Genomic DNA, 10608 nt, shown 5'->3' on the forward strand with positions numbered 1-10608 from the left:
TCCGATGCGGCAGGCAGGTCGCCTCATCATTAGTCGGTGATCAACTGTAGACCCAGGAAAAACTTCCGGTCGAGCCGCCGAAAAGCCGTTTGGTGGCCGCATCGGTTCTCCGTAGGCGCGCTTTCAAGTCCTTGTGTGGCAGATCGCTGAGCGGTGGATCGGCCAATCGAACCAACATGGCATTGATTCTCGTCTCCCCCTCAATACGATCGACGGTGCATGCCAAACCGTTACAGGACTGCTCCCGGGCAGCGACGACCTCGTTGATTTGTGTCTCCAGTGCATGCCACTCCGCGTCCTGTTCCTTGATCAGGTCGGACAGTTGCGAGAGCGCCCGCAGGGCCGGTGCGACCCGTTCCGAGAGTCGGCGCCAACTCAGTTGCTGTTCCGCGTTCAGTGTCAGTTCATGGCGGCGCAGTTTGCCGCCGACCAACAGGTAGCGGGTCACATCCTTCTCGCCACGCAAGGCATCGATTTTGGCGCGGGAATCAGCCATCGCTTTCTCCAGCAGGGCACGCTTCTGCTGCAGGGTGGCGATCCGTGCCTCATAAGACGACAGATCGGGGAACAGCACCAACAATACGTTTTCGAGTTCCCGGTAGGAACGGGCAAGACCGAGGTGGAGGTTCCTGCCAGCCAGAGCACAGGCTTCCGAGACCTCGACAGTCAATTCGTCGGCAACAATATCGCAGTTTCTCGCCTGCCCGACGACCACCTGATGACCCAGGATCACACAGTTGTCCACGTGCTGCACCCTGATGCAGCCATTCTGCGCAATCAGTGTCGATCCGGAGGCGCGTCCTTCGACGATGATGTCCCCATGATCATTGCTGGCGCTCCCACCGATCAGATTCCGTTTCAGACAGACGCGACCGCCGCTGGAAATGATGTTCCCGAAGACATCGGCGTAAGCGGTGATGCTGCGGCACCGGACGATGCGTTTCTCCTGAATCTCGCCATGTTGTTCATACTCCTCGCCGGTCAGCAAGAGGTCGCCGGTCGTGCGTAAACTCACGCCTTCATGGCTGATGATCTTGTCGGTCACAGAGAACTGATTGCTGCGCAGATCGATATTGAGAAAGCCGCAGACCGACGCCAGCAGGTATTCGCCGTCCTTTTCCCGGATGACATGGGTGCCGGGACCGGCCAGCGTCTGCAGATCGAAATCCTTGGGCAGTGATGCCGGCAGCGCAATGCCAGTAATGTCGCGCCCATCCATCCCAGCCTGGCGCGGGATTTTTTTCACCAGACGCAGGCCGGCAGCGACCTGTGGGTAACGCGTTTCGAACTGTCGCAGATCGACCCGATCACCAAACAGCCGCCGCGGTGCGTTATTGCGGTGCAGCCCAGGGGCCAACTCGACGATTTCGGCATCCTTGCCGGGGACGTATGGCCGGTTGAGAGCGACCACCCGCTGTTCCGGTTTGTCGAGTTCGATGCCTTCACACACGGCTGCGACGTCGATGCCGAAACGCACTCCCTTGGCCCACGCCGCGGCGATGAATTCATCGATGTCGAGGTAGATGCGTGTCTCGGACGACTGCTGCCCCTTGGCAGAATGCGCAGGGTGATTGCCCTGATCGATCAGGGCCAGATCACCCTCCGCGTCGCAATACAGCGGTTCGAACAGATAGGACGCTTCGCCAGGGGTTATCTTGCAGGGCTTGTAGAGCGCCTGGCGCTCTGCCCGGAAAGCTGTGATGTCGGCAGCCAGGAAAATTTCCTCGTCGGCATCGTCGTGACGACCGATAAGATCGTCATAAAGCAGGGCCAGGAACTGTGGGTAATCCAGTCCCCGAAAGTACAGGCCTGAGGCGACCACGCGGTTAACGAAATCAGCAAAAGCCGTCGCCGATTCGAGTCGCGCGCGCCGGACGTACAAGCCGTTATCATGCTGAACGACAAATCCCGAGAGTGCGATCTGTCCTTCCTCAAGGTCGGCCAGGTTGCCGATGGCACTTTGCGGTAATGGTGGCATGACGGCACTCGCATCCAGGTTGGTGATTGAGACCCCCAGTTCTTGCGCCAGAAGCGTAACAGAAACTGTTGGCTGCGGCACCTTGTCTGATGAGTTTGTTGCCTGACAGTTCCCTGGCATTCGTTGCCCGTCAGCCTTTGGACGGCCGATGCGTTGGTCTGCGCTGCGTTTTGGTCTATCGATATATAATGACTGATGAGTACCAGGGAAGTGTGCCAAAATACATATAGTTTGCTTGTTGGTTCATGTATGTTCACATGAGTTGAATGGCAAACGGGACGAAAGTCCCGGACGCAAAGCTGCAGGCCCTAACCTGAAGTCCGGGAGGGTGGCTGGGTTGCCCTATGCCGGAACGCCTGTTCCGGCATCTGCTCCGATCCGCCGTTGCCTAGTGCTTAAATCACTCACGGGAGGATCTCATGCAAGAACGGGAGGATCTCATGCAAGACCGATCATCAAAGATGCTTCCTGTCGGCCCTGCCCCGCTGTTTATTGCCGCCGTTGCCGGCGGTCTGCTGGTCTGGAAGAGTGAGATGCCGCTGGCCGTCGCTCTTGTGTGGACACTGGCTCTGCTGGTGCTTGCCGCGGGCGCCTCTTATTGGGAGCGTCGTGCGATCCGGATCGCTGTCGACCAGTCTGCCGCCAAACACGTCCGGACCGAGGCGGCGCAGCCGGCCATCACCCCCTATACGAAGAGCCTGCATCAGGTGGCTGCCGCTTCACTGGTACGCTGGGCCGAGCATATCGCGATCGCACGCCGACAAACCGAGAACGCGGGCAACGCATTGACCAGTGACTTCGCGGCCATTCTGAACCAGTTGGGCGTCATGCTCGATACCCGCGACCGTGAAGCAGCGGCTGGCGTGGTCGCGGTGATCGAACGGGCACGTAGCGAATTGGCTTCGATGCTTGACCGTCTCAAGGACGCTTTCGACGCCCAGAAGCCGATGCTCCGTGAATTCGAGAACCTGGCGGAAGTGAGCGCCGATCTCAAGCGCATGGCCAGCGGAGTTGCCGAGATCGCCAAACAGACCAATCTGCTGGCGCTCAACGCGGCGATCGAAGCAGCGCGGGCCGGTGAGACCGGGCGTGGTTTTGCCGTCGTTGCCGATGAGGTGCGCAAGCTCTCGGACCAGTCGGGATCGCTTGCCAAGCAGATCGGGGATAAGGTCGAGACGGTCAACGCGGCGACCGGGTCAGCGCTGCTTTCCGCCGGCCAAATGTCACGCCAGAACGAGTCACTGATGGCCAGTTCGGACGCGACCATGGTCGCCGTACTGGAACGATTCCGCAGCGTCGTGCAAGGACTCAGCGATTCGTCGCAGCACATGGCAGAAGGCAGTCAGAGCGTCCGCGAAAAGGTCGAAGCGGTACTCGTGCATCTGCAATTCCAGGATCGTATGAGCCAGATTCTGAGCGCGGTTTGCCAGGATATCGAGCGTCTTCTGGCGCGCACACGTGCGGAAGAGGCACGCATCGCATGCGGCCAGACACCGGAACCTTTCGACGTGCAGAAATGGGTTGCTGAACTCGAACAAACCTATACCACGCTCGAACAGCACGACACGCGACACCCGGCTGCACAGGGACAGGTGGCGGCGAGTGAAATCACCTTTTTCTAACCTGGACAATGGGAGATCGACATGGGCAAGACCATCCTGGTCGTCGACGATTCCGCTTCGATGCGGCAGGTCGTCAGCATGGCGCTCAAGGGCGGCGGTTTTGAGGTGATCGAGGCCTGCGATGGCAAGGACGCGCTGGCCAAACTGATGGGGCAGAAGGTGCATCTGGTGATCAGCGATGTCAATATGCCCAACATGGATGGCATCACCTTTGTCCGGGAAATGAAAAAGAACGCCGCCTATCGCTTCGTTCCGGTGATCATGTTGACCACTGAAGGCAATGAGGAGAAGAAGAAGGCCGGCCAGGAGGCCGGTGCCAAGGCCTGGGTGGTCAAGCCTTTCCAGCCTCAGCAGATGCTGGCGGCGGTTTCCAGACTGTTGATGATGTGAAGTGGCGATGAGCCTGGTTATCGAGCGCAGCGGGAAAACGGCACGGCTGACTCTGGACGGAGAACTGACCATCTATGAAGTCGCCGGAATCAAGGCCGAACTGGCGGAGGTCATGCACGGTATCGACGAAATCGAGATCGATCTGGGCGGCATTGCCGAGATCGATACGGCCGGTCTGCAACTGATGCTGATCGCCAAACGCAATCCGGGCAAGCACGTGCGCTTCGTCAATCATCCGCCGTGCGTTCTGCGCCTGATCGATCTGGCCAATCTCGGCGGCATGCTGGGTGATCCCCTGTTCATTTCGGCGACGGAATCGGCGAGGAACATGCCATGAACGACGCCGCCAAAGACCTCGCGCAGGCACTCGGAACCTTCATGGAAGAGGCCAGGGAACTCCTCGCCGAGATGGAGGCAATCCTGCTGCGTGCAGAGGACGGCAGCAGCCTGGAAGACGACCTGAACGCCCTTTTTCGCTGCGCGCATACCATCAAGGGCTCTGGCGGCCTGTTCGGTCTTGACGAGGTGGTGCGTTTCGCACACGTCGTCGAGAATGTCCTCGATCGCCTGCGCAACGGCAAACTGCAATTCGACAGCGATCTGATCAGTCTGCTGCTCGCCTGCCAGGACCACATCGCCAACCTGATTGCCGCGATCGCCGAGAACACCGAGGTTCCGGTCGCCCGTAGCGACCAATTGCTGTCGCGCCTGCAGGCCGTTCTCGGAACTGGCAACGGCGCCGTCATGGCAACGCCCGCAGCCGAACCGCATTCCTCCGGGGCCGCGACCAGTGCTGGCGGCGGTGGCGCGATGGGCCCGGATCACTGGCATATCTCGCTTCGCCCGGGCAGGCAGGTATTGCAGGACGGCATGGACCCACTGGCCTTCATCAATTACCTCTCCCAGTACGGCAAGCTGCTGCATGTTGAAACGGTTGTCGATGCCGTACCGGAGTTTGCCGCCGCAGACCCCGAGATCTGCTATCTGGGCTTTGAAGTGGCCCTGGCGAGTGATGCCAGCAAGGCAGAAATCGAAGGCGTCTTCGATTTCATCCGGGAGGGCTCGCAGATCGTCATCGTGCCGCCGCAGAGCCAGATTTCGGCCTACCTCGCGCTGATCGAATCCCACCATCATGATGCCGAGCGCATCGGCGAGATGCTCTTGGCCTGCGGTTCAGTGACCGCCAACGAACTGGCAGTAGCGCTGGCGATGCAGAAGAACCAGGAGCCGCATGCCCGTATCGGCGAGATCCTGGTCGGACAGGGAGCGGTGCCGCCGCAGGTCGTCGAGGCGGCCGCCGACCAACAGAAGCGCGTCGAGGAAAAACGCAGCAGCGAAGCCCGGATCGTCAAGGTTCCTTCCGATCGGCTGGATGCACTGATCGACCGGGTCGGCGAATTGGTCATCGCCGGCGTCGGGACCCATCTGCAGATCAGTCGCATCCAGCGACCCGACATTCAGGAATCGGCGGAAGTGCTGCTGTCGCTCGTCCAGGACATCCGCGACATGACCCTGCGTTTGCGCATGGTCGCCATCGGCGAGGTTTTCTCCCGCTTTCCGCGCGTCGTTCGCGACGTTTCCAGGGAATTGGGCAAGGATATCGAGTTGCGTGTCCGGGGCGCCGAATCCGAACTCGACAAGTCGATGGTCGACAAAATCGGCGACCCGTTGATGCACCTGGTGCGCAACTCGATCGACCATGGCATCGAGCCGGCCGAAACGCGCATGGCGCATGGCAAGCCGGCACGCGGTACGGTCGAACTGCGTGCCTATCACGAGTCCGGCAGCATTAATATCGAAGTCAGTGACGATGGCGGCGGCCTCGATCGTGATCGCATCCTGAAGAAGGCGATCGAGAATGGCATGGTCGCTCCGGATGCCCATCTTTCCGATCAGGAGGTCTATCGGCTGATTCTCGCACCGGGGTTTTCGACGGCAGCAAAAGTGACCAGTCTCTCCGGCCGCGGGGTCGGGATGGATGTCGTGCGCAGCAATATCGAAGCCTTGCGCGGCACGCTCGACATCGAGTCGGTGCCAGGCCAAGGCACGACCATGCGCCTTTGTCTGCCGCTGACGCTGGCGATCATCGACGGCTTTCACGTCGGCGTCGGCAGTTCGCACTTCATCATCCCGCTCGACATGGTCGTCGAGTGCATCGAACTACCGCCGGATGTCGGCGATCGGGGATACCTAGAACTGCGTGAGCAGGCGCTGCCCTTCATTCGCCTGCGCGAGCTCTTCGATGAACAGGGGCCACGGCACCCTCGACCGCGCGTCATTGTCGTCCGTTACGGCAGCCGACAGGCGGGTCTGGTCGTCGATCGCATTCATGGCAAGTGCCAGACGGTGATCAAGCCGCTCGGCCCCTTGTTTGCCGAAGCGCCGGCAGTGTCGGGCTGCACGATCATCGGCAACGGCGAGGTCGGCATGATCCTCGATGTGCAGGCACTGGTAAGGCTTTGCGCGGGCGCTGGCCAGAGCAAGCATGCGAAGAATTGATCGACGGCACCAGCACGGCTCGTTTCCGGCGGCAGCAAACGCCTGCGGGCATCATTTCTTGTCCAATTATTCAGAATGTCGAGGTGAAAGATGAACTGGTTACGGTCGATGAAGGTCAGCACACGCAACCTGCTCTGGGGAGGTCTCACGGCGATTGGCCTGTTGCTCTTCTGCACGGTGTCGCTGGTTTCGATCCACGACAACATGCTCGAAGACCGCAAGCAGCGGATCAAGAGCCTGGTCGAGGCGGGGATCGGAGTTCTCAAGCACTATCATCAACTGTCGGCTACCGGCAAGCTTTCCGACAAGGATGCCAGGAACACCGCGCTCGATGCCCTGCGCCACATGCGCTACGAAGGGGGCAATTATCTGTTCGTCTTCGATCCTGAAGGACTCTTCTATCTGATGCCGGCCAGTCCCGACTTTGAGGGAACCAACAAGATTGACCTCAAGGATGCCAATGGCAAATACCTGATCCGGGAGCTGATCAGCGTCGCCAAGGCTGGAGGCGGTTATGTCGCATATGACTTCCCCAAACCGGGCACGCAGGCCGCTTCGCCCAAGATCGGTCATGCGGAGCTGTTTGCGCCATGGAATCTGGTGATCGGCACCGGCATCTACATCGACGATGTCGATGTTGTCTTCCGCCGCGTCCTGATCCAGTTGGTATCAATTTCACTGGCCTTGCTGGCGCTATTGACGGCCATGGGTTGGGCGATTTCGCGTTCGATTTCGGGTCCGCTCAATTCGGTTGTCGAAGTTTCCGGCCGCATGGCGGCAGGTGACTTCGACTTCAAGCTCGATACGACCGGGCGAGATGAAGCCGGGGCCGTGTTTCGTGCCGTGATGATGGTCAAGGAGGCAGTGCACGCGATGATCAGCGATGCCGGCGCGCTGTCGACCGCAGCGGCGAAAGGCCGGCTGGAGACGCGTGTCGATGCGGCCAGGCACCAGGGTGAATATCGCAACATCATCGAAGGACTCAACCGCACGATGGACGCAGTGGTGGACCCGATCAACGACGTCAAGCGGGTCATGGCGGCGGTTGAACGGGGTGATCTCGGCCAGAGCATCGACGCCGAATATCAGGGCGACTTTGGCGCCCTGCAGGCGAGCGTCAATAATACACTCGCCAAATTGTCGGCGACGATCGCACAAGTGAACACCTCGGCTGGCGAGCTCTCGAACGCCTCGACGCAGGTATCGGCCACCTCGCAGCTTCTTTCGCAAGCGACCTCCGAGCAGGCGTCAAGCCTCGAACAGACGACCGCGGCGATGGAGCAGATGTCGGCGTCGATTGCGCAGAACACCGACAACGCCAAGACCACCGACTCGATCGCCCGCCAGTCGGCGGCAGACGCGCTGGCCGGCGGCGAAGCCGTTCGTTCGACGGTCGCGGCGATGAAATCGATTGCCGGCAAGATCTCGATCATCGACGACATTGCCTACCGCACCGATCTGCTGGCGCTCAATGCGGCGATCGAAGCGGCACGGGCCGGCGAACACGGCAAGGGTTTTGCCGTCGTCGCGGCCGAGGTCAGGAAACTGGCCGAACGCAGCCAGATCGCTGCGCAGGAGATTGGCGAACTGGCTAGCAGCAGTGTCGAAACGGCCGAGCGTGCCGGCAGCCTGTTCGAAACCATGCTGCCATCGATTCGCAAGACGGCTGATCTGGTGGGCGAGATCACCGCCGCATCGGAAGAACAGACGACCGGCGCCGACCAGATCAGTCAGGCGATGGCGCAGTTGAACACCGTCACGCAGCAGAACGCCGCGACCGCCGAAGAACTCTCGGCCACGGCTGAAGAGATGAACGCCCAGGCCGAAAACCTCAACGAGTTGATGGCGCAGTTCACGCTTGCCAGCAACGACGTGGTCATGCCAGCGCGCCCGGGCCGGACCGCCAGACCGGGCAAGGCAAAACGCGAGTCTGCGGCAAATCACCCACTGAAAGACTACGAACGATTCTGAGGGGCACGCCATGAACCCAGAACCGTTGGCAGCCGCCCGGCAGCACGTGGCCAGTAGGGCAGCCGCTCCGGATGTCGGCGACACCTTGGCGCTGTATCTCGCGTTCCGCCTGGCCGATGACGTATATGCCATCGATATCCTGCGCATCCGGGAAATCATCGAGTACAGCGCGCCCACCGGCGTGCCGATGATGCCGCGCTCGGTTCGTGGGGTCATCAACCTGCGCGGCGCGGTAGTGCCGGTGATCGACCTTGCGGTTCGCTTCGGTCGCACGGCTAGCGGCGTGGGGAAGCGCACCTGCATCGTCATCGTCGAAACCGAACACGCGGGGGCGCTCTACACCCTGGGATTGATCGTCGATGGCGTCAACGCGGTGATGGAGATTGCTGCCGGGAGCATCGAACCCGCCCCGGCTTTCGGTACGCGCGTCAATGCCGACTTCATTGCCGGAATGGCGCGCGTCAATGGCCGCTTCGTGATCATTCTCGACATCGCGCGCGTCCTGTCGATCGACGAAATGGTGTCGATCAACCCGCCCGCGATGATTGAAAACCTAAAACCTATCTGAATGAAACGTGAGGCGGTAATGGCACGAGAAATCAAGGTCATGGTCGTCGACGATTCGGCCGTGGTACGTCGGGTCATGAGCACCATCCTCGACCGCGATCCCGGGATCCGTGTTATCGCCACGGCTCACGATCCGATCTTCGCGATCGAAAAAATGCGCCGCGACTGGCCTGACGTGCTGACCCTCGACATCGAAATGCCGCGCATGGACGGCATCACCTTTCTCGGCCAACTGATGGCGGAACGACCGACGCCGGTGGTGATCTGCTCATCGCTGACCACCGTCGGGGCGGAAACAACCCTGCAGGCCCTGGCAGCCGGGGCCGTCGCGATCATCAGCAAGCCCGGCCTCGGCGTCGGGAGTTTTCTTGAGGATTCGAGCGATAACCTGATCGCTGCCGTCAAGGCTGCCGCGCGTGCCAACATGGGGGCCGTGCAGCGTGGCGCCCGCACCGCAGCGGTACACAGTCCGGCAACGCCGCGTCTGGCGATGGCGCAGACGACCGAGCGCCTGGTCGCCATCGGCACCTCCACCGGCGGAACGGTCGCTCTGGAAGCACTGCTGACCGAATTGCCGCGCGTCTCGCCGGGAATCGTCATCGTCCAGCACATGCCGGAGATGTTTACCGCTGCTTTTGCCGCACGCCTTGATGGCCTCTGTGAAATCTCGGTGCAGGAAGCGAGGAACGGGCAACGCGTCCTGCCCGGTCTGGCACTGATTGCGCCCGGCGGCAAGCACATGCAACTGACGCGTAGCGGCGCGCAATACCTGGTCGAGGTAAAGGATGGACCACCGGTCAATCGCCATCGCCCATCGGTCGATGTGCTGTTTCGATCGGTGGCCAAGTATGCCGGCAACAATGCCATGGGTGTGATCATGACCGGCATGGGCGATGACGGCGCGCGCGGACTGAAGGAGATGCACGATGCCGGCGCTTATACGTTGGCACAGGACGAGGCGACTTGTATCGTTTACGGCATGCCGAGGGAAGCTGTCAAACGGGGCGCGGTCGATCGCAGCTTGCCGCTTGCTGCGCTGGCAACGGCGATCATGAGCGGTCCTCCCGCTTCGCGATCCGGGATGGCTGGGTTGTAGGAGGTGATCCACTTCTGACGTAAACTAAGCGGTCGAACCAACGGAAAGCCACGCCATGTCCCGCTCCACTCTGAAGCTGCCTAACAAGAAGCCCGCTGCTGTCGTCGGCGACACCCGCGCAGCCACCCGCAAACCGATCCGCGGCGGCTCCCAGCTGGCAAAGCACAACGCCGCGCGGCGTACCGACAGCCAATCGACAGCACCGGCTGCCCCAGGCGGCAAGCATGGCCAGCGAACCAATCATCCGGCGCGTTTCCACAGCGAACTCCCGAGGGCAGCCGCCAGCCCGATCGAGCAGCTTGCAGCCACCCTTCCGATGAGGCAGGAAAGCGCAGTGCCCGCCTCGGAAGCTCGCCGCATAGCCACCGACCGCCAGCCAGCCAGCCCGGCCCGGCCTGGCCAGCAGGCGAAGAAGACTTATCCGCAACGTGGCATTGCCCGCAGTACCGGCGCGCGCGCCTTTCCCCCGGCGCCGCCGCGCGCCA

At 61.2% G+C, this 10608-nt stretch carries 8 protein-coding genes, 1 pseudogene and 1 riboswitch; of the genes and pseudogenes, 8 read left to right on the plus strand and 1 reads right to left on the minus strand.

Going from position 1 to position 10608, the window contains the following annotated elements; genetic code table 11:
- Positions 1 to 40: 40 nt before the first annotated feature.
- A complete protein-coding gene (locus tag AW06_RS13700) occupies positions 41 to 1978 on the minus strand; it encodes a flagellar assembly protein A (protein WP_273704694.1) in 1938 nt (645 codons plus the stop codon).
- Between the two features lie 258 nt (positions 1979 to 2236).
- Positions 2237 to 2323, plus strand: a riboswitch (cyclic di-GMP riboswitch).
- 116 nt (positions 2324 to 2439) lie between these two features.
- Between AW06_RS13700 and AW06_RS13705 the strand changes: the two genes are divergently transcribed.
- The 8 genes and pseudogenes from AW06_RS13705 to AW06_RS13740 all read left to right on the plus strand — a co-directional run.
- On the plus strand, positions 2440 to 3600 hold the full coding sequence (locus tag AW06_RS13705) for a methyl-accepting chemotaxis protein (RefSeq protein WP_273704695.1): 1161 nt from the start codon (positions 2440 to 2442) through the stop codon (positions 3598 to 3600).
- 21 nt (positions 3601 to 3621) lie between these two features.
- Entirely contained in the window at positions 3622 to 3990 is a 369-nt protein-coding gene (locus AW06_RS13710; protein ID WP_034951132.1) for a response regulator, read from the plus strand.
- A gap of 7 nt (positions 3991 to 3997) precedes the next feature.
- Positions 3998 to 4327 carry an STAS domain-containing protein gene (locus AW06_RS13715; protein ID WP_034951153.1) on the plus strand — a complete coding sequence of 110 codons (330 nt, stop codon included), beginning with the start codon at positions 3998 to 4000 and terminating at the stop codon, positions 4325 to 4327.
- Complete coding sequence (locus tag AW06_RS13720) at positions 4324 to 6489, plus strand: chemotaxis protein CheA (protein WP_034951137.1); 2166 nt, start codon at positions 4324 to 4326, stop codon at positions 6487 to 6489. Before AW06_RS13715 ends, AW06_RS13720 begins: the two co-directional genes overlap by 4 nt.
- 90 nt (positions 6490 to 6579) lie before the next feature.
- Positions 6580 to 8460, plus strand: coding sequence for a cache domain-containing protein (locus tag AW06_RS21485; protein WP_337958790.1), 1881 nt, complete (start codon positions 6580 to 6582; stop codon positions 8458 to 8460).
- A gap of 10 nt (positions 8461 to 8470) precedes the next feature.
- Positions 8471 to 9028, plus strand: a complete 558-nt coding sequence (locus AW06_RS13730; RefSeq protein ID WP_273704696.1) for a chemotaxis protein CheW — start codon at positions 8471 to 8473, stop codon at positions 9026 to 9028.
- 18 nt (positions 9029 to 9046) lie between these two features.
- Complete coding sequence (locus AW06_RS13735; RefSeq protein ID WP_034951162.1) at positions 9047 to 10123, plus strand: chemotaxis response regulator protein-glutamate methylesterase; 1077 nt, start codon at positions 9047 to 9049, stop codon at positions 10121 to 10123.
- Positions 10124 to 10178: 55 nt separating this feature from the next.
- Positions 10179 to 10608 (plus strand): annotated as a pseudogene (locus AW06_RS13740) (hypothetical protein); the annotation flags it as partial.

The organism is Candidatus Accumulibacter cognatus (assembly GCF_000584975.1).
In the GTDB taxonomy this organism is placed as follows: domain Bacteria; phylum Pseudomonadota; class Gammaproteobacteria; order Burkholderiales; family Rhodocyclaceae; genus Accumulibacter; species Accumulibacter cognatus.